Source organism: Janthinobacterium sp. GW823-FHT06H09, from assembly GCF_058794735.1.
Genome location: NZ_JBXAHC010000013.1, coordinates 49,106 through 69,212, shown reverse-complemented (window position 1 = coordinate 69,212; position 20,107 = coordinate 49,106). Strand labels below are relative to the sequence as shown.

Annotated in this window: 19 protein-coding genes; 17 read left to right on the top strand and 2 right to left on the bottom strand. The window is 63.6% G+C overall.

The features are described 5' to 3' along the window. Positions 1-5 precede the first annotated feature (5 nt). From AC1Q6X_RS21505 to AC1Q6X_RS21480, 6 genes are all read left to right on the top strand, one after another. Entirely contained in the window at positions 6-230 is a 225-nt protein-coding gene (locus tag AC1Q6X_RS21505; protein ID WP_070221599.1) for a helix-turn-helix domain-containing protein, read from the top strand. Between the two features lie 117 nt (positions 231-347). Then, a complete protein-coding gene (locus AC1Q6X_RS21500; protein WP_070221598.1) occupies positions 348-1,277 on the top strand; it encodes a family 2A encapsulin nanocompartment shell protein in 930 nt (309 codons plus the stop codon). Further along, entirely contained in the window at positions 1,252-3,030 is a 1,779-nt protein-coding gene (locus AC1Q6X_RS21495; RefSeq protein ID WP_492498356.1) for a family 2A encapsulin nanocompartment cargo protein cysteine desulfurase, read from the top strand. The genes AC1Q6X_RS21500 and AC1Q6X_RS21495 overlap by 26 nt, the downstream gene beginning before the upstream one ends. Positions 3,031-3,185: 155 nt before the next feature. Continuing rightward, complete coding sequence (locus AC1Q6X_RS21490; protein ID WP_492498355.1) at positions 3,186-3,905, top strand: sensor histidine kinase; 720 nt, start codon at positions 3,186-3,188, stop codon at positions 3,903-3,905. An 11-nt stretch (positions 3,906-3,916) separates the two neighbouring features. Next, the gene (locus AC1Q6X_RS21485; protein WP_492498354.1) at positions 3,917-5,626 is read left to right on the top strand and encodes a response regulator; all 1,710 of its coding nucleotides are present in this window, start codon (positions 3,917-3,919) and stop codon (positions 5,624-5,626) included. Between the two features lie 16 nt (positions 5,627-5,642). Beyond that, the gene (locus AC1Q6X_RS21480; protein ID WP_230492232.1) at positions 5,643-5,906 is read left to right on the top strand and encodes a hypothetical protein; all 264 of its coding nucleotides are present in this window, start codon (positions 5,643-5,645) and stop codon (positions 5,904-5,906) included. 21 nt (positions 5,907-5,927) lie between these two features. On the opposite strand, the gene AC1Q6X_RS21475 is transcribed toward AC1Q6X_RS21480, so the two are convergent. Further along, a complete protein-coding gene (locus AC1Q6X_RS21475) occupies positions 5,928-6,638 on the bottom strand; it encodes a PhaM family polyhydroxyalkanoate granule multifunctional regulatory protein (RefSeq protein WP_492498353.1) in 711 nt (236 codons plus the stop codon). A gap of 149 nt (positions 6,639-6,787) precedes the next feature. Between AC1Q6X_RS21475 and AC1Q6X_RS21470 the strand changes: the two genes are divergently transcribed. The 8 genes from AC1Q6X_RS21470 (at position 6,788) to AC1Q6X_RS21435 (ending at position 16,328) form a co-directional block, all read left to right on the top strand. Beyond that, complete coding sequence (locus tag AC1Q6X_RS21470) at positions 6,788-7,906, top strand: DUF3108 domain-containing protein (RefSeq protein WP_492498352.1); 1,119 nt, start codon at positions 6,788-6,790, stop codon at positions 7,904-7,906. Beyond that, positions 7,907-8,662, top strand: coding sequence for a DUF3108 domain-containing protein (locus tag AC1Q6X_RS21465; protein ID WP_492498351.1), 756 nt, complete (start codon positions 7,907-7,909; stop codon positions 8,660-8,662). A gap of 268 nt (positions 8,663-8,930) precedes the next feature. Beyond that, a complete protein-coding gene (locus AC1Q6X_RS21460) occupies positions 8,931-10,301 on the top strand; it encodes a hypothetical protein (protein WP_092608970.1) in 1,371 nt (456 codons plus the stop codon). Then, entirely contained in the window at positions 10,294-11,028 is a 735-nt protein-coding gene (locus AC1Q6X_RS21455; RefSeq protein ID WP_492498350.1) for a hypothetical protein, read from the top strand. Before AC1Q6X_RS21460 ends, AC1Q6X_RS21455 begins: the two co-directional genes overlap by 8 nt. Before the next feature lie 8 nt (positions 11,029-11,036). Further along, entirely contained in the window at positions 11,037-13,868 is a 2,832-nt protein-coding gene (locus tag AC1Q6X_RS21450; protein WP_070221591.1) for an ATP-binding protein, read from the top strand. Positions 13,869-13,873: 5 nt separating this feature from the next. Further along, entirely contained in the window at positions 13,874-14,872 is a 999-nt protein-coding gene (locus AC1Q6X_RS21445) for a DUF4424 family protein (protein WP_176741221.1), read from the top strand. A 2-nt stretch (positions 14,873-14,874) separates the two neighbouring features. Continuing rightward, positions 14,875-15,453: a nucleotidyltransferase family protein gene (locus AC1Q6X_RS21440; RefSeq protein WP_492498349.1), complete on the top strand. Its 579-nt coding sequence runs from the start codon at positions 14,875-14,877 to the stop codon at positions 15,451-15,453. Between the two features lie 65 nt (positions 15,454-15,518). Further along, entirely contained in the window at positions 15,519-16,328 is an 810-nt protein-coding gene (locus AC1Q6X_RS21435; protein WP_492498348.1) for a hypothetical protein, read from the top strand. Position 16,329: 1 nt separating this feature from the next. Here AC1Q6X_RS21435 and AC1Q6X_RS21430 read toward each other — a convergent pair whose 3' ends face one another. Further along, a complete protein-coding gene (locus AC1Q6X_RS21430) occupies positions 16,330-16,848 on the bottom strand; it encodes a CcdC protein domain-containing protein (protein ID WP_099409223.1) in 519 nt (172 codons plus the stop codon). A gap of 189 nt (positions 16,849-17,037) precedes the next feature. Here AC1Q6X_RS21430 and AC1Q6X_RS21425 point away from each other — a divergent pair, with 189 nt between their 5' ends. From AC1Q6X_RS21425 to AC1Q6X_RS21415, 3 genes are read left to right on the top strand one after another with little or no spacing between them, the layout of a single operon-like run. After that, complete coding sequence (locus AC1Q6X_RS21425; RefSeq protein WP_492498347.1) at positions 17,038-19,533, top strand: alpha/beta hydrolase family protein; 2,496 nt, start codon at positions 17,038-17,040, stop codon at positions 19,531-19,533. Positions 19,534-19,589: 56 nt separating this feature from the next. Then, positions 19,590-19,742: a hypothetical protein gene (locus AC1Q6X_RS21420; protein WP_162995534.1), complete on the top strand. Its 153-nt coding sequence runs from the start codon at positions 19,590-19,592 to the stop codon at positions 19,740-19,742. Positions 19,743-19,766: 24 nt separating this feature from the next. Beyond that, positions 19,767-20,006 carry a hypothetical protein gene (locus tag AC1Q6X_RS21415; protein ID WP_034753464.1) on the top strand — a complete coding sequence of 80 codons (240 nt, stop codon included), beginning with the start codon at positions 19,767-19,769 and terminating at the stop codon, positions 20,004-20,006. Positions 20,007-20,107: the final 101 nt, after the last annotated feature.

Genomic DNA, 20,107 nt, shown 5'->3' with positions numbered 1-20,107 from the left:
ACAGCATGTTGATCAAACAGTTTGGACTGGCCGTGCGCCAGTTGCGCGAAGGGCGTGGCTGGTCGCAGGAGCGCCTGGCCGAAGCGGCCGACTTGAACCGCTCGTTCATCGGCGAAATCGAACGGGGAGCCGCCACGCCATCGCTGCTGACGGTGGAAAAACTGGCCATCGCGCTGGGCATCGGCCTGGCGGGATTGATGGCGCGCTGCGAACCGGAACTTGTGGATTAAATCGGGTGGATCAAGCGTCACGATGATGGCGATAGCATGTTGAGAGAAGAGGGGAGACGTCCGATACTTTATTTGTTTTTCAGATAAGCATATTCACTTTTCTCATCAGGAGTAGTCATGACAGTAGCAACAGAGAGTCAGTTTGCGCTAGGCGACAACGCCGCGCGCCAGCTGGCCAATGCAAGCAAGAGCGTCCCCCAGTTATCCACGATCACGCCGCGCTGGCTCGTGCACCTGCTGCAATGGCTGCCTGTGGAAGCGGGTATCTACCGCCTCAATCGCGTCAAAAATCCGAAGGACGTGCGCGTGGCCTGCTCGCAGCGCGACGAATCGGAACTGCCGCAAACCTTCGTCGACTACGACGACCAGCCGCGCGAGTATTTTCTCAATGCCGTCAGCACGGTGCTCGACGTGCACACACGCGTGTCGGACCTGTACAGCAGCCCGCACGACCAGATCAAGGAGCAGCTGCGCCTGACCATCGAGACGATCAAGGAGCGCCAGGAAAGCGAATTGATCAACAATCCCGACTACGGCCTGCTGGCCAGCGTGCATGACGACCAGCGCATCTTTACGCTGACGGGCGCGCCCACGCCGGACGACCTCGACGAACTGCTGACGAAAGTGTGGAAGGAGCCGGGCTTTTTCCTGGCGCACCCGCTGGCCATTGCCGCCTTTGGCCGCGAATGCACGCGCCGTGGCGTGCCGCCGCCCACCGTCAGCCTGTTCGGCTCCCAGTTTTTGACGTGGCGCGGCGTGCCGCTGGTGCCGTCCGATAAGCTGCCCATCGAAGACGGCAAGACGAAAATCATTTTGCTGCGCGCGGGTGAGCAGCGGCAAGGCGTGATCGGCCTGTTCCAGCCTGGCCTGGCGGGCGAGCAAAGCCCGGGCCTGTCCGTGCGCTTCATGGGCATCAACCGCCACGCGATTTCGTCCTATTTGATTTCGCTGTATTGCTCGCTGGCCGTGCTGACCGACGATGCGCTGGCCGTACTGGAAGACGTGGAGATCGGTAAATACCATGACTACCCAGACACCTACAAGTGATGGCGCGGCAGGCTTGCCTGCCGTCCCGTTTTTGCCCGATGAAGCGACCCTGAACCGCCTGGCCGGTGAATTCTTTGCCCGTTTGCCGGGCTTGGACAAGTCGCCCAGCCTTGGCGGTTCCGGCAGCGTGCTCGATGCGGCACCCCGTTATGCGAACCGTCCGCCGCCGCAGCCCGGCCCGTCGTTCGCTGCCATCGCCCCCGGCGTGGCGACGGCGCAGGTGCCGCCCGTGACGGCGCCGCTGGAGTCCCCCATTGCGCCGGCGCCGGCATCGGTGCCCACGCCGCGGCTGTCCGCCATCGGTGCACCGTCGCCCTATTATTTTGTCGGCGGCGCACATGGCTATCCCGTGTCGAACCGTAATCTCGACGGCCTGGCGGGCCAGGGACTGGGACAAGCCGCGCCCGACGCGTTTGCCACGCCGCAGCGGACGCCCGCGCGCCAGCTGCCCGTATCGCCATCTGACAGCCAGCCGGCGTTCTATTTCCAGACCGAGCTGCCTGCGCGGCCGCAAGGGCATGGCCAAACCCCCGCGCCATTCGACGTGCACGCCGTGCGGCGCGATTTTCCCGTGCTGGCCGAACGGGTCAACGGCAAGCCGCTGGCCTGGTTCGACAATGCGGCCACCACGCACAAGCCGCAGTCGGTGATCGACCGCGTGTCGTACTTCTATGCGCACGAGAATTCGAACATCCACCGCGCCGCCCACGCGCTGGCGGCGCGCGCCAGCGATGCGTACGAGGCCGCGCGCGCCAAGGTGGCGAATTTTCTGGGCGCCGCCTCGGCCAATGAAATCATTTTCGTGCGCGGCGCCACGGAAGGCATCAATCTGATTGCCAACACCTTCGGGCGCAAGTACATCGGCAGCGGCGACGAGATCATCGTCTCGCAGCTCGAGCACCACGCCAACATCGTGCCGTGGCAGCAGCTGGCGGCGGAAAAGGGCGCGACCCTGCGCGTGATTCCCGTCGACGACAGCGGCCAGATCCTCCTCGATGAATTCCGCAAGCTGCTCAACGGGCGCACCAAGCTGGTATCGGTGACGCAGGTGTCGAATGCGCTGGGCACCGTCACGCCCGTGGCGCAGATCATCGCGCTGGCGCATGCGGCCGGCGTGCGCGTGCTGGTCGACGGGGCGCAAGCCGTGTCGCATTTGCGCGTGGACGTGCAGGCGCTCGGTGCGGATTTCTATGTGTTTTCGGGGCATAAAGTGTTCGGCCCGACGGGTATCGGCGCCGTGTATGGCAAGGCGGACTTGCTCGAGCAACTGCCGCCATGGCAGGGCGGCGGCAACATGATCGCCGACGTGACGTTCGAGCGCACCGTCTACCAGGGCGTGCCGAACCGTTTCGAGGCGGGCACGGGCAATATCGCCGATGCCGTGGGCCTGGGCGCGGCCATCGATTACGTGCAGCGCATCGGCCTGGAAAACATCGCCGCCTACGAGCACGCGCTGCTGGAATACGCGACGCACCAGTTGCAAGCGATTCCCGGCGTGCGCCTGATCGGCACGGCGCTGGACAAGGCCAGCGTGGCCTCGTTCGTGCTGGCCGGCTATGAGCCGGCGGAAGTGGGGCGCGCCTTGAACGACGAGGGTATCGCCGTGCGCTCGGGCCACCACTGTGCCCAGCCGATTTTGCGCCGCTTCGGCGTGGAAGCGACCGTGCGGCCCTCGTTCGCCTTCTACAACACGTATGAGGAAATCGACCGCATGATCGTCGTGGTCAAACGCCTGGCGGGCGCGCGCCGCTGATCTTGCCCGCTTGTCAAGCTGATGCCGCCCCTGCGCAAGCGGGGCGGCATTGTTGCGTCAAATCACGGACTTTGCGCGCGGCTGGCTGGCGCCCGCAGGCTGGCGGTATAATTTATCCTTGGCAATATTCAAGCTGCGGCCCAAGGAGATATCCGGTGGAAGATCAACACAGCTCGCCCGAGCTATTCCTGTTCCTGGCGTCGACCGTGCACGACATGAAAAATTCGATCAGCGTCGTCAGCGGCACTTTGGAGTCGCTGCTGGCGGCCGAGCAGGCCAAGCCGACGCCCCAGGCCGACCCGGCCTATCTGCAGATGGCGCAGATGCTGTACCAGACCAAGCGCCTCAACGATAACCTGATCCAGCTGCTGGCCCTGTACAAAGAAGTGGGCAAGCCCGGCTACCCCTTCGACGTGCAGCCGCAACTGGTGAGCCAGGTCATCGACCAGGTGGTGGACCAGGAAAAGATCCTGCTGGCCTCGAAAGGCATCCATCTGCAGACGGCTTGCCCGCCGGAGCTGATCTGGACCCTCGACGAAGACCTGGTCATCGGCGTGCTCGCGCATGCCATCAACAACGCCATCCGCTACACGAAGGATACGATACGCCTGTCGGTGCGGGAGCACGACGATATGCTCGAGCTGCGCGTGGAAGACAATGGCGACGGCTATACGCAGGCGCTGCTCGACGCGGGCAGCGCGGCCATGGGTGGCATGGGGGCCGGCGTGAATTTTTCCACCAACAGCACGGGCCTGGGCCTGTATTTTTCCAGCGAAGTGGCAAAGATGCACAAGCACCGGGGCAGCAGCGGCAGCATCGCCCTGGAAAATGGCGGCGCCCTGGGCGGCGGCTGTTTCATCCTGCGCCTGCCCTGAACGAGGATGCCATGACGACAGACAGCCACGCCACCGCCGCCGAAGCGGGCAGCACCGACTGGGCCGACAAACATTATCTGCTGGTCGACGACTTCATCGGCATCCGCATCCTGCTGCGCGAATCGCTGCGCAACCTGGGCGCGCGCCATATCGACCAGGCGGCCAGCGGCGGCGAAGCCATGAAGCTGCTGGCCAAGATGCGCTACGACGTGGTGCTGTGCGATTACAACCTGGGCGAAGGCAAGAATGGCCAGCAAGTGCTGGAAGAGACGCGCGTGCGCAACCTGACGGCGCCGTCGAGCGTCTGGCTGATGGTGTCGGCCGAGAAAAGCGTGGAATCGGTGATGGGCGCGGCCGAGCACCAGCCCGACGCCTACCTGATCAAACCGATCACGGAAGGCGTGCTGCTGACGCGCTTGAACCGCGTGTGGCACAAGAAGCAGGTGTTCCGTGAAATCGACCAGGCCTGCATGGAAAAGGATTATCTGCGCGCGGCCAAGTTGTGCGATGCGCAGATCGAAGTCAACAAGCTGCACGAGCTGGAATTGCTGCGCATGAAGGCGTCGTTGCTGCTGAAAAGCGGCGAGCCGGAAAAGGCCCGCGCCGTGTACGAAAAAGTGCTGGCCGAGCGCGATTACAGCTGGGCCAAGGCAGGCCTGGGCAAGATCCGCATGAATAACGGCGAGCACGAGGCGGCGCGGCAGATCTTCCAGGGCGTGATCGTCGAGAACAAGTACTACATCGACGCCTACGACCAGATGGCCGTCGCCTACCAGCTGATGGGCCAGCACGAGGAAGCGTGCGGCGTGCTGGAAAAGGCGGCGCGCCTGTCGCCCAATTCCGTGCCGCGCCAGCGCAACCTGGGGCTGGCGGCGCTAAAGATCGGCAATGTCAGCATGGCGGAAAAGGCCTTTCGCAAGTGTATTTCCATCGGCGAGTTTTCCGTCATGAAGACGCCGGACGCCTATCTGGGCCTGGCGCGCGTGTGCGGCCTGAAGAAGGATGCCAAGGAGGCGCTGCAGTGGCTGCTGCTGGCGCAGCGCGAATTCTCGCCCGAGCAGATCGGCTTGCGCGCGAAGATCACGGAAGGCATGGTGCACCACGAAACGGGCGATTACCGGCGCGCGCGCAAGTGCGGCGATGAACTCGAAGCCATGCTGCTGGAAGACCCGGCGCGGCCCGAGAAAAGCATCTGCATGGAACTGGCGACCCTGCTGTTCGCCGTCGGCGTCAAGGATGCGCCGGCCGGCCTGCTGTGCTACGTGGTGAAGAACAACCACGACAACCAGGTGGTGCAGGACGAGGTGCAAAAGATCTTCGACAAGGCGAAGATGGGCGACGAAGGCACGAGCCTGATCATCGCCTCGCGCAAGGAAGCGTCGGACTTGATGAACAAGGGCGTGCTGCTGTGGAAGACGGACAAGCTCAACGAAGCGGTGGCCTGGATGCGCGCGGCGCGCGAAAAACTGCCGAACAACTTGCGCATCCTGTTCAATTCCGCGCAAATCATCGTATCGTTCCTGGAGCAGCGCGGCTACCAGGCGGACTTGGCGGCCGAGGCGATGGAAGTGTTGTTGTATGTAGACAAAATTGCACCGGGCCAGCAGCGCTTTGCGCAATTGATGGAGCAACTGGTGCAGCTGACGCCCCCGCCCGGGCCGGAAGAGGCTGTCGAGGTGGCGGAAAAAGGGGGAAAAGCCGTGCGGGAGCGTGCCGGATGATAAACTAGGGGCCAGCGTGGGTTCGCCTGCGCTTGAGTTGCTCTACAACAATAAGGAAGAAACTATGCGTGATGTGGTCAATGAAGTATACAAAAAAATGAAAGTCGGCGCCGTTGCCTGGGTACGCCCGGTGGCTGCCAAGGGAGACACGCTGGAAACATTCCAGTCTTCGTACGAGCACGCCAAGGCGCTGGCCGACGAAGGCCTGATCACGATCGGTGACGTAAAACGCCAGGCCGACAATCAGATCGAGGCGATCCGCATTCATCGTATCGCCTGATCACATCGCCTCTCCGCGACGTCAGGATTTGCCTGGCGCCTTGGACTTGGGTGCCGCGCGTTTTGCCGGCGCCTTGCGCAGCGGGGCTTTGGCCTTGGCTGCCATGCCTGCTTCTGCCGGCTTGGCGGACTTGCCGGCCGTGGCTCCACCGCCAAAACTGGCCGCTGCCGCGCTGGCCGCATCGGGCGACATCGCTGTCGACACGGCCTGCTTGAACTGATCTTGTAACAAATTCCACCAGGCACTTGGATTGGCCAGCTGGGCTGCCGCCTGGCTGCCGGCATCGTTGGGCGCCGCCGTAGCCGGTTCGGGCGCGGGCGCGGGTGCAGGCGCCGGTTTCGGTTCAGGCGCTGGCGCTGCGGGTGCCGCTTGCTGGAAAAACGCGGAAGCGTAGGGCACCGATTCAAACACGGTTTTCTCGCTGGCACCGGGCTGGGTGATGGCCGCCGCCAGGGACGCGCCCATCGATTTCAGGGTGGCGATGGTGCCGCGTTGTACTTCCAATGCCTGGATACTGCCGCGCAGCATGCTGGTATTGAGGTTCAGCCAGGCTTCGACGGCTTTCAAGTCATTGATTTTCTTGTCCAGCTCTTCCACCGACATGGTGGGCGCAGTGATGCCGGGCACGCCCATGCCGGGCACGCTCATGCTGCCCCACAGGTTTTTGACGAAGTCGAGGGTGTCGGTCACAACTGCTGCGCCCGGCATTTGGGGTATTTGCGGGTTTGCCATGCGAAATCTCCTGGTAGGTGGATGTGCCTAGCGTAGCAGATATCAGCTTGCAACTGACGCAAAGCCGCCAACATTTTCTTACATAAAACAGCAGGAGTTGAGCACAGGCAAGAAGCAGGAAGTGGGGGGAAGGCGTTACACTACGGCCTATGATGCCTGACTCCTTCTTTTCGCCACCGCGCCGCCGCACCGTCATTTTTGTCGCGGTCATCGGCGCACTGCATTACGTGGCGCTGGAATGGCTCACCTCGCATGCCAGCATGGTGCCGCTGGGGCAGGATCATGCGCAGGTGGTGAGCATGGCATTGATCGCCGAGCCGCCCAAACCCGTGCCGGTGGCGCCGCCTCCGCCGCCGACGCTGCGGCCCTTGCCCGAGCCTCGCTTGCCGCCGCCACCGCCGCCGACGGAGCTGCCGTCGAGCGAGTCGGCCCAGTTGACGGCGCCTGCCAGCGACGCGCCGGAAGGGCCGGTGACGCCCGCGGCACCGGCGGCCAGCGCGCCAGCCATCACGGCGCCCGCGCCCGCCGTGGCGGAAGCTGCCGCGCCGGCTCCCGCGCCGCCGCCACCGCCCGTCGAGCAGGCGCGGCGCTACAAGACGAATGCGCCCGCTTCGGCCCAGTTCGACCTGCACGTGGACCGGCGCGATGCGGACGGCACCAAGTGGCAAGGCGTGGCCGGCATGGCGTGGGAAAACCGGGGCGACACGTACCAGCTGAAACTGGAAGTGGGCCTGAGCATGCTGATTACGCGCATCAACCTGCTGGTGCTGACCAGCGAGGGCCTGATCGGCGGCAGCGGCATCGTGCCCGTCACGGCCACGGAAAAACGCAAGGGCCGCGCGCAAACGGCCACGCATTTCAACCGCGACGCCAAGACCATCACGTTTTCAGCTACGACGACGACGGTGCCATGGCAGGAGGGGGCGCAGGACAAGGCGACCGTGCCGTTCCAGCTGGCCGCCATCGGCCGCGCCGACGTCAACCAGCTGGCGGGCAATATCGACATCCTTGTCGGCGAGGAAAAGGAAGCGACCGTGTTCCGCTTCCAGCTGGTGGGCGAGGAAGAGCTGGACACCAAGATGGGCCGCCTGGTGACCTGGCATTTGCGCCGGCCGCCGAAGCCGGGCACGTATTCGTCGCAGCTTGATATCTGGCTGGCGCCGTCCATGCAATGGTATCCGGTACAAATACGCAATACCGAAGCGAACGGGGCGCTCACCACGCAAACCGTGACCCAAATTCGCGTCAATGACGCTACAGGAAAATAAATGACTACTTTGAAACGCATTTTGCTCGCCAGCCTGCTGGCCGCCACCCTCACGCCTGCCATGGCCGACGCCCCCCTGGAGCATCCCGCCATCAAGCGCCCGTACAAGCTGGTGCCGTCGGCCGACCTCGTGTATTCGATCAAGGCCAAACAGCGCGGCATCGGGCTGTCCGGCGAATCGGTCAGCAACTGGCGCGTGGGCGATGGCAAGTATTCGCTGCTGGCCGAAACCAAGGCTGCCCTGTTCGGCAAGATCCTCGAGCAGCGCAGCGAAGGCACGGTCGACGATTTCGGCCTGGCGCCAGCCCAGTTCGTGGAAAAGCGCTTTCGCAAGGATGCCGTGACGACCACCTTCAAGCGCGACAGCAAGACCATCGTCTTTGGCGAAGGCGATGAAACGTATCCGCTGAAAGGCGGCGAACAGGACCGCAATAGCGCCGTCTGGCAACTGGCCAGCGTGGCGCGCGCCGCGCCCGAGAAATTCGTCCCCGGCTCGGAATGGGCGTTCTTCGTCGCCGGCGCGCACGATGCCGAGCCGTGGACCTTCAAGGTGGTCAAGGAAGAGACGGTCGCCACGGGCATGGGGGAGGTCGCCGCCATCCACCTGGTCAAGGCGCCGCCGCCGGACAAGAAGGGCCAGCAAGTGGACCTGTGGCTGGCGCCGTCGCTGGAATGGTATCCCGTGAAGGTGACATTCGCCGACGCGGACGGTGGCGATTATGTCGAGCAAACCTTGCAGAAGATCGTCAAGAAGTAAGTGCTTGCTATCATAGCAAATATTGATTTTCTCTATTTTTCACCCCTAACGGCAAATGCTGGGGTCAGACCCGCCGGGTCTGACCCCGGATTTTCGCTGTTGGTTTTTTTGCTGATGCAACACTCGGCTTGTCGACAGCGCCATCGCCCCTCTTCCACAAGTCGAATTGCATGTCAGAACTGATATACTGACGCCCCCGCCCCGCAGCGCTGCGTTAGCCCGCCGCGCCGCCCGCTGAACACTCATCCGGAAAAGAATGATTGATATAATGGCAAGTGCAGCCGTGGCTACGGATGCAAATCAGACAGAGCAAGAGCATCACGATTCCTTGCAGGCGCATTTCCAGCCCAATATTTCGGCCGATGAAATCGAGCAGGTATTTCACTTGAAGCGGGCGCAGCCCTTGCTGCAAGTGTTTACGGCCCTGTTTCACGGCGGTTTCGATGGCGTGCTGGTGCGTCTGCTGGTGTTGCGCGAGCTGGCGTCCGATGCCGCCACGTCCGCCTATACGCGCGCCGATATCAACACCAAGCTTGCTTATCTGTTGCCGGAAAGCCTGGAAACGGTCTTGCTGCGCCTGCGTTCGAACCAGCTGCTGGCCTGGGATGCGCAGCAGGGCGTGTACCGCGTCACACCGATGGCCCGCAATGTGCTGTCGGCCATCGACAGCTTGCTGGGCCTGGGCCAGACGGAAGACGAAGCGGAAATGGGTTTTCTGCTGTCTCAGGTGGCGGGCGCGCAAGCCGTGGGCGGCGTATCGGTCGAACAACTCCAGCATTTGCTGGGCCGCCTGGTGGACTTGACGGAAGAGTTTTCCGACGCGATTGCTTCCGGCTCCGAATTCCGGCTGCGCACGGCGCAGGCGAAGTGGAACATGGCTTGCGACTGGGTGGAAAAGGGTTCCGAGATTCTCGTGGCCATCACCTCCGATGAAAACGCGGACAGCGCCACGCACAAGGCGGCGCAGGCGATCGGCCGGGCGCAAAGTAAATTGCTCAACATGCAAGGCATGTTTTCGCGCGCCCTGAACCAGATCGAGCGCCAGCGCGTGCACCTGGGCCAGTCCGGCCTGTCGACCACCGACATCAAGCGCTGGCTCTTGCTGCACGACGACCTGGCCAGCCTGGCCGAAGGCGCCATCGACCAGCCCGTCGTCCCGCTGTTCTCCACGCCGGCCGAAATGATCGACGTGGCCGAAACGGAACTGCTGTCCGAACGGGCGGCAGGCGTCATCAACACGGGCCTGCCCAGCGGAGAGGACGCGCCCACCACCATCAGCGACGGTCCCGCCATGCAGCTTGAACTCGATGATTTGCTCGAACGCCTGTCGAACTTTGCCAGCCTGGGCAATTTCCCCAGCATCGGCGAAGAAGGACCGAAATCGGTGCCCGTGCAGGATTCGCTGCTGCCGGCCAGCTTTGCCGTGGCGTCCTACCGCGCCTCGATGCTGCCGCTGCTCGGCGACGTGTCCGAAGCGAGCTTGCAAGGCTCGACGGCCGAACTGGCCCGTCTGCCGATCACCTTTACACCGACCGACGAGATGGTCCAACTGACCGACCCCCACGTGGCGGCCATGTCGATCGCCTCGCTTTCACTGAATGTTTCACTTGATTTAGATAGCGGCACCGCCGATGAATGACGATTCCCAAATCCTGATTGCGCGCCTGCTCACGCATCAAACCCTGCGCCGCGACGACAAGCTCGTCAAGCGCGTGCTGTCCGACGAGCTGTTCCGCGCCGAAATCGATGCGCGCCTGCTGGCCTGCGGCTTGAAGCTGCTCGACAACGTGTATGCCGACCATGTGACCCTGGCCCTGACGCGCACCATCGAGCCGAAGATTTTCGGCGCGCGCGACGTGTGGCAAAACAATAATTTCGGTCTGGCGCGCGATGGCGTGGCCTTGCTGGTGGTGCTGTGGGCGCAGATCATCCTGCCCAAGCGCGAGCGCCAGGAAACGCACCAGCATGCGGACGACGATCAAAATGATATGTTTGGCACGGAAAAGCCCCTGCCGCGCGCGGAAGACGCGTCGATCGGCATTTCCTACAAGGCGCTGCTGTCCGACTTCGGCGACAAGCTGGGCAAGAAGACGCGCATGGACATGAACCTGGGCACCCTGGCCAAGCTGGGCTTCATCGAGCGGCGCGGCGACTTCATCCTGGAAGGTCCGCTGCTGGACCTGATGATGGACACGGACGTCTTGAAAGAACGCATCATCAACGGCGCCCTGGCCGACGTGTTCAAGCGGGCGCCGGCGCGCCTGGTGGCCGTCGACCTGGACGCTGACTTGTCCGCCGACTTGTCCGGCGACATCGGCGACCTGCCTGACGCGGGCGACGAGCCCGTGTCCGATCTCCCTCACTGAAAGCGCCCATGTTTCATATCAAATCACTTGAACTGGTGCACTGGGATTACTGGCAGCGCATCAAGAATATTCCGCTCGACGCGAAGATCATCACCATCGCGGGCCAGAACGGCTCGGGCAAGACCACCTTGCTCGACGCCTTGCGCACCCTGTTCGGCCTCGACTGCTCGATGGGGCGCACGTATAAACACTATGCGCGCCATTCGGGCCAGCAGACGGCCTGGCTGCGCGCCGTGGTCGACAACAAGAACGTGGGCAAGCAGCTGTCGAACCGCCCGTTCCGCAGTTCCGGCTTCTTCAGCGATGATGAAGTAACGCTGTTTTGCCAGATCCAGAAGAATGGCGGCGACTGGAAGCGCCAGTATCTGATGCGTCCGGGCAATGTGCAGATCGAGGACATCACGGACGCCAACGACTGGCTCGGCGTGGAAAACTACCGCAAGCGCCTGGCCAATGCGGGCCTGTCGCCGGCCATGTCGAAAGTGCTGGCGCTGGAGCAGGGCGAGACGGACAAATTGTGCGAATACGCGCCGCGCCAGCTGCTCGACCTGGTGTTCCAGGTGTTCGGCGACAAGGAAGTGCTCGATGCCTACGACGAAGCCAAGCGCCACCAGCGCGACACGGAAGTGGAGCTGAAACGTTTCGAAACGGAACTCGAGGCGTCGAAGACCAACCTGGAAGGCTTGCGCCTGCGCGTAGCCAATTACCACCAGTGGGAAGGGCTGCATAAAGAACGCCGCAACCTGCTCGAAGAAGTGCTGCCCAGCCTGCAATACCACGAGGCGCGCGAAAAGGCGGCCATCGCCAGCCGGCAATTGCGCGATGCGCGCAAACCGATGGCGCAGGCGGACCAGCAACTGACGGATAAACGCAATGCGCTGGCGGCGCAGGCGAAAGCCCTGTCCGACGCGCAGATGAACGAAACCCTGCTGGAGCAGGAATCGATCGGCTTGCAGAGCCGTTTGTCCTTGATCAATGCCAAGCTGAAACCGCTGGACAGCCTGCTGGAACAGAAGGACCGCCTGCACAAGCTGGCGGCCGACTCGGGCAGCGACATCGCCGAAGTGGCGGCCCAGCTGGAACAGAAGGAAGCGCAATTGCTGCAGCAGCGCCAGCAGCGCGACGCCTTGTCGGCCCGCATCGCGGGCGAGCAGGCGACGATTGCCGCGCTGCAAGGCAAGACGGCCATGCCGGAGCCGGACAATGTACGCGGCATGCGCCGCGCGCTGCGCGACGCGGGGATCTCCCACGCCATGCTGTCGGACATCGTCGAAGTGACGGACAGCCGCTGGCAGGGCGCCGTCGAAGGCGTACTGGGCGGTTACGCCTCGGTGGTGCTGCTGGACAAGGCCAAGGATGCGGCCGCCGCCTACCGCCTGGCCGAGAAGGAGCGCTACCGCCACTTCATCGTGCCGGACCTGGTCACGGCGCCTGTCGCCAAAGACGAGAGCTTGCTGGCCGTGGTGAAATTTTCCGCACCCGTGCCCAGCTGGCTGATCGAGCAGCTGTCGCGCATTGCACGCGTCGACTCCGTCGAAGCCGGCTTCAAGCTGGGCAACCACGAAGAGTGGATCACGCCCGAGGCGTATCACCGCGAACGCCGCGGCGGACGCTCGCTGTTCGTGGAAGCGTCGCGCTACCGCTTCGGTCAGGCTGGCCGCAGCGGCCGCCTGGAAGCGCTGCTGCGCTCCTTGCCGGGTCTGGAAGGCCAGGAAGACACCTTGACCCTGGCGATCTCGAAACTGGCGGCGGAAGTGGGTGCGTTAAAAGCGCGCATCGCCGGCGTCGACGCGGCCAAGGAACTCAGTGCGCGCCAGGAAGAATTTGCCGAAGCGCTGCGCAATTCGAAGCCGCTGAAGGAAGAGCGCCTGGAAGTGGGCGGCCGCCTGGGCGAGTTGCAAAATCTCACCAAGAACGCTACCGTGGCGCGCACGCGTGCCGATACCGTGTGGCAAAACGCACGCCTGGCCCTGTCCGAAGCGGAAGCGGGTTCGCGCCTTGGCTACAAGAAACAAATTGAACAGCGCGCCGAGCATGCGCGCGCCTTGCTGGCCCTGCGCCATGCGTGGCGCCATTTGCCGAAAAGCTGGCGCAGGCCCGCACGCCGCGCGGCGCTTGTGGCCGAACACCAGAATGCGCACCAGGTCGACTTGCGCGTTGCCAGCCTGCAAAACAGCCTCGCGCGCGACGACTGGGAACTCGACGCCACCGTCATCGACCAGCACCACCGCCTGTCGGAGCAGCTGCATGGCCGCCAGTCGGAAACGGACGAGCGCCGCTACCAGAACAACCGCGCCATCGAAGCGACGGGCAATGCGCGAGGCGCCTACATGGAACGCTTGCGCTACACTATCAAGACCTACAGCAAGAACATCAAGGAGCTGGGTGAACTGGCCGGCATCGAAGTGCATGCCGACCCCGTGCGCCTGGAAAACGACGATGTGCAGCTGTCGCAGGCGGGCTTGCACGTGCGCTTCAAGTTCGATGGCAAGGGCGTGATCGGCATGAACGATGGCGAAGCGTCGGGTGGCCAGCAGGTCATGAAGTCGCTGGTGCTCTTGATCGGCTTGCTGAAATCGGAAGACGGTTCCGGCGGCTTCGTCTTCATCGACGAACCGTTTGCCCACCTCGATATCCGCAACATTCAATTGGTCGGCGAATTCCTGAAAAATACGGAAGCGCAATACCTGATGACGACGCCGTTGACGCACAACACGGATGTCTACGATCCCTCGGAGCTGACCTTGATCACCAGTAAGAAAAAGAAGGATACCCAATGGGCACAACCGATTTTCGTGCTGCAGCGCCGGATCGAACCCGCACCGGGCAAGGCCGCATGATGGCCGTGCGCAAGCTTGTTCTGGCCGCGACCCTGGCGCTGGCGTGTTCGGCGCCAGTCATGGCCAACGACGGCATCGGCTCCGTCAGCGCGGGCGGCATCCTGTTCGGCAAGACGGATGCCGTGGCCATGAAAAAGGAAGTGCTCAGCGTGAGCACGGACTTGATCAAGGTCGAGTATGAATTCCTCAATGAATCGGCCAAGGATGTGGAAGAAACGATCTTCTTCCCCTTGCCCGAATACTCTTCCGGCTACCATGGCTCGCCCACGTATTACGGTCAGCCGCAGCAGTTTACCGTCGACGTGGACGGCAAGCGCAAGGAGTATAAAACCACGTTTGTCGCCAAGCTCGGCAGCTCCGACGTGACGGCCCGCCTGCGCCAGCTGGGCTTGTCCGACGCGCAGATCGCGTATTTCCCTTCGCACACGCCGTTCGACAAGAAAGTGGTGCCGCTGACGGCCGCGCAAAGCAAGATCATGATCAAGGAGGGTCTGCTGGCCCAGCTGTACGACGAGGAGTGGGTGCCGGCCTGGACCGTGAAAGTCATCTACTTGTGGCAGCAGAAATTCCCCGCCGGTAAAGTCGTGCGCGTGCGTCATCAATATGCGCCGTTCGTCGCAGCCGGCCCCGGCGCTTCCTACCTGGGCGATGGCAATACCTTTGAAAAGAAATACTGCGGCGACAAGGCCTTCTACAAGACGTGGAACCGGCTGGCGGCCCAGCAGGGCGAAGGCGGCTTCGTCAATGCCGTGTGGGTGTCGTACATTTTGACGACGGGTAACACCTGGAAGAATGGCATCGAAGACTTCACCTTGAACCTGATCAAGGGCAAGCCGGACGAGCTGGTCAGCCTGTGCTTCCCCGGCACGTTCACCAAAATCAATCCCACCACTTTGCAAGTCAAGTTGCGCAACTTCCGTCCGAAGCAGGATCTGGACGTGTACTTCGGCAATGTCGAAGGCACGGTGAGCAACGACGGCGTGGCGCCGCAGATCCGGCCATAGGAATGAGCACGCAGGAAGCGCTGGCCGCGCGCCTGCGCGCCATCGTCCGTGCCACGCCATGGTGCATGCAGATGCTGCAGGCCGTGGCGCAGCTGGGCTTGCCCCACTGCTGCATCGGCGCCGGCGCCGTGCGCAAGCTCGTGTGGGACGCCTTGAACGGTTTCACCCAACCGTCAGCATTGAACGACGTCGACGTGGCGTATTTCGACGCGCACGATGTGCTTGCGGAAAGCGAGGTGCGGCTGCGCCAGCGCCTGGAAACTGTACTGCCCGGCGTGCCATGGGAAGTGTGCAACCAGGCCCGGGTGCACCTGTGGTTTGAAGACGAGTTTGGCTATGCCGTGCCGCCCTTGCTGTCGCTCGATGACGCCATCGCTTCCTGGCCCGAGTTCGCCACGGCTGTCGGCATCTATCTGCAGCCTGACGGCGAGATCGGCATCGTCGCGCCGCATGGCCTCGATGACTTGTTCAATATGGTGATCCGGCGCAACCCGGCGCGCATCAGCGAAGACGGCTATGCGCAGCGCCTGGCCAGCAAGGATTATGCGGCGCGCTGGCCACGCGTCACCATCATCGCCTGATTGGATGCAGTACGGATATAGATTGCCTATAATTGCTAGTTATCCAATAGTGCTTTCCTGATCCCATGTCCCTGTCGATTTCCCCACCGCTGCGCCGCATCGGCCGCCTGCTTTGTCTTTCCTCCGCCCTCGCGGCGCCCGCCGCCTGGGCCGACAGCTACAGCGATTTCCAGCAAGCCAGCGGCCAGCTGGAAGCGCTGATGGCCAAGGCGACGCCGCACAGCGGTTTACCGCGCCTGGGCGACCCTGGCGTGGCGCAGCTGTTTGCGCAGATCGCCGACGGTCCGCGCCTGTTCCAGGCGCCCGTCGCCGCGCTGCAGGACGTGAACGAGAGCGTGGCCGCGTGCGAAAAGGCCATGCGTATGGGAAAAACATACTATGCGTTTGGCCTGGAACGGCCGTTGCCGCTGTCCGGCGCCGAATTGCAGCAGGCGCGCAAGGAACAAGTGACGCAGAACCTGGCCAATTACGGTGATGAAATGAGCAGCTTGTTTGCTTTCAGCATGCATTGCCATGGCCATTTGATCGGGCTGATGGAGCAGGAATTCAGCGCCCAGCCGGCCGATGCGGTGAGCGGGCCCGAGCGTCTGCGCGCGCGGGCGTTCAGCAAGAACACGGCCGTTGTTTACACGAGCGTGGTGCAGTTCGTGCAAGTGCCGTTCTGGAACGTGGCGCAAAAGCAGCGGATGCTGGAAGCGGCGGCGCAGCACGCCACGGCGAATGCCAATCTGATGGCGCCGCCCTTGCGCGAGCGTTTGCTGGCCAGCCTGGCTGATGCGGACAAGGATCTCGATCCGGTCCTGGCGCCGGCGCTGGCGACGATACGCCAGGCGCTGTCGGTGACGACGTGTACTGGCCTGTGCCAGTACTACTGAGTTACTCGGCGGCCTGCAGCGGCTTGTTGCGCTGGCGCCAGCGCACGAGGCCCCACGCATACACGGCGTAGTAGCCGATGACGAGGCCGTAGGCGGCCATGGTCAGCGGGCTCTGGCCGAAGGGCGGCGGCGGCACGGGCACGTCCAGGCGCGTGTTCAGGTAGATTTCCATGCCGCGGTACAGCAAGCGGGCGATGAACAGCATCGTGATGGCCAGGCCCAGATAGCGGTGCTGGGTAAAAAAGAAATCCTTGCCCACCTGCTCGAAACGCGTCAGCTTCAGGCCCAGCACACCGAGCCAGCCGCCGCCCAGCGCGGCCGCGCCCAGGCTCGACAGGGGCAGCAGCTCGAATTTCGTCGTCGTCGCCAGGAACAGCAGCAGCGCGGGAAACGCGACCGCCACGCTCCAGTGCCGCCACAGCTGCGACTTCTGGCGCGCCACCAGTTTCTTCAGGCGCGAATAAATGCGCCAGACCAGCAGCGGGACCAGGAACAGCAGGGCGAGGGTAGTGGTTTCCATGTAGGCAATCGGGTGCGGGTAAAACAGCGATTGTAAGCCAGATGGGGATGGGCGGCGATGCTTGTCAAACGGTAAAAGTTGCTGGTTGACATTTACTTGGCCTGAACGCACTATGCCCTGTCACAAAGCGCCGCCATGAGCGGCGCGGTGCGCTCGCTTGTTGTCACCACCTTCATACACTGGAGTTCCATGTCTACACGTTTGCCTTTGCTGCCCATCACTGTCGGCTTGATGGCCTCGTCTTCCCTGGCCATGGCGCAAGATGGCGCTTATCAAGCCCCGCCCGCGCCCCTGCAAGCCATCGTCGATGCGCCGCGCGCGCCGACCCTGAGCCTGAGCCCGAAACGCAACCTGGCCGCCGTGCTGCCCACGCCATCCTTGCCCGGCATCAGCGAAGTGGCGCAGCCGGAACTGAAGCTGGCGGGCTTGCGCATCAATCCGCGCACCTATTCGGCCAGCCGCTTCAGTTTCCACACGGGACTGGGCTTGCTCGACATCGATACGCAGAAGGAAATCAAGGTCAGCGGCTTGCCCGCAGCGCCCCGCATCGCCGACCTGGCCTGGTCGCCCGACCAGCGCTACCTGGCCTTTACGCACATCGCCTTTGCCGATCCCGCCAGAGGCGTGAAGGAGTCGGGCGTGGAACTGTGGCTGCTCGACGTGCAGACGAAGGCGGCGCGCAAGCTGTCCAGCACCCCCCTGTCGGCCGTGTATGGCCGCGGCTTTTCCTGGATGCCAGACAGCAAGACCTTGCTGGTGCAGCTGAAACCGGCCAAGCTCGGCGCGGCGCCCGTGGCCAGCGGCATCCCGACGGGCCCGTCCATCCAGGACAGTGTGCCGGGCGGCGGCATCAAGCAATTGCGCACCTATCCCGACTTGCTGAAAAACGAACAGGATGCGCAGCTGTTCGAACACTACATCACGGTGCAGCTGGCCTTGCTGGACGTGGCGGGCAAGCAGCGCCTGGTCGGCCAGCCGGGCCAGTTCTCGCGCGTCTCGGCTTCGCCCGATGGCAAGCACCTGCTGACGACCAGCATCGTGCGTCCGTATTCCTACATCGTGCCGGCGCATGATTTCGGCCACAAGATCGACGTGCGCGACCTCAATGGCAAGGTGGAGCACGCGGTGGCGGCCCTGCCGCTGGAGGAAGGGCTGCCGCCAGGCAATGATGCCGTGTCCGCCGGCGTGCGCTCCGTCAGCTGGAGGGTCGATGCGCCCGCCACCCTGGTGTGGGCCGAAGCGCAGGACGGTGGCGACCCGGCCAGGGCGGCCGAAATCCGCGACATCGTCTACACGCAGGCGGCGCCGTTCACCGCCAAGCCGGCCGTGCTGGCCAGGCTCGGTTCGCGCTACGCGGGCGTGGCCTGGGGCCGCGGCGACCTGGCCCTGCTCGGCGAAGCGTGGTACAAGACGCGCGCCGTCAAGCAGTGGCGCATTGCGCCAGATCAACCGTCCACACCGGCCGACCTCGTGTACGCGGGATCGTTCGAAGACCGCTACAACGATCCGGGCCAGCCCGTCATGCGCACGGACGCGGCCGGCTTGCCGCGTTTGCTCATCGCCGCTGACGGTTCCATCCTGCTCGACGGCCAGGGCGCATCGAAGGAGGGCGACCGGCCGTTCATCGACCGCCTGAACCTGGCGACGAAGCAGAAGGAGCGCCTGTTCCAGAGCGCCGCCCCCTACTATGAAAACGTGGTGGCCGTGCTGGACGAGGAGGGCAGCCGTTTGCTGTCGACGCGCGAATCGCCGACCGAGCAGCCGAATTACTATGTGCGCAACTTGAAACAGCAGGGCGCGGCGCAGTTGACGGCCCTCACGCATTTCCCCCATCCGCTGCCGCAACTGAAGGACGTGCAGAAAGAGCTGATCCGCTACAAGCGCGCCGACGGCGTGGACTTGACGGCGACATTGATGTTGCCGCCGAACTACGACGTCAAGCGCGACGGCCCGCTGCCGACCCTGATGTGGGCGTATCCGCAGGAATTCAAGACGGCCAGCGCCGCCAGCCAGACCAAGGGCTCGCCCTACAAATTCAATGCCGTCAGCTACTGGGGCCCGGCCGCCTTCCTGTCCATGGGCTACGCCGTGCTCGACAATCCATCGTTCCCCATCGTCGGCAATGGCGAGCAGGAGCCGAACGACACGTATTTGCCGCAGCTGGTGGCCGATGCCGAGGCTGCCGTCGACGAGGTGGTGCGCCGCGGCGTGTCCGACCGCAACCGCATCGCCATCGGCGGCCACTCGTATGGTGCCTTTATGACGGGCAACCTGCTGGCGCACACGCGGCTGTTCCGCGCCGGCATCGCCCGCAGCGGCGCCTACAACCGCACCCTGACGCCGTTCGGCTTCCAGGCCGAAGAGCGCTCGTTCTGGCAGGCGCCGGCCGTCTACCAGGCCATGTCGCCGTTTAATTATGCGGACAAGATCAAGGATGCGCTGCTGATGATCCATGGCGAGCAGGACAACAACTCGGGCACCTTCCCCATCCAGAGCGAGCGCATGTTCCAGGCCGTCAAGGGACTGGGCGGCACGGCGCGCCTGGTGATGGTGCCGAACGAGAGCCACGGCTACCGCGCGCGCGAATCGATCATGCAGATGCTGTATGAAAGCAACAACTGGCTGGAGAAATATGTGAAGAACGCGGCGCCGCCAGCCGCCGACGTCAAGCCGGCCGGCAAATAAGGGCGGCGGCGCGCAACTCGTGGTATGGTCTTCCTTTGTCTGCAGGGAGGCCAGCCATGACCGTCATCCATGCCCACCGCGCGCCCGACCCGGCGCCCGTCGATGAACCCATGCCGGCGCCGGAGCCGCAAGAAGCGCCCGGGCGCCACCCGGGGCCCGTGCACCCGGTGCCGCAGGACGATCCCGTGCCGCACCCGCATCCCAGTTAATCTCGTCAAGAAAGGCTGTTTTAGATGGCAATTGTCAAGGAAGTCTACACACGCAAAGTCAGCGGAGAATCGTTCGACTATGAACTCGATTACACCCAGGGCGCGGACGTGGCCTGGATTGCGCGCGTGTACCACGACGGCGTGCTGAAAGGCTCGCCGCACGGCGCGCTGACGGCCAATGTGCTGTCCGGCCCCGCGCTGGAGCAATATCTGCGCGCCTACGTCGAAGGCATGATCGAGCGGGGGCTCGACGTGGCCGAGTAAGATCGCCTTTGCGGCAGATCAAGACAAAGGGCGCCGAGGCGCCCTTTGTTGTTTCGGTGGTGTCGGATTACGCGGCTGCGCCGCTAATCCGACCTACGTGG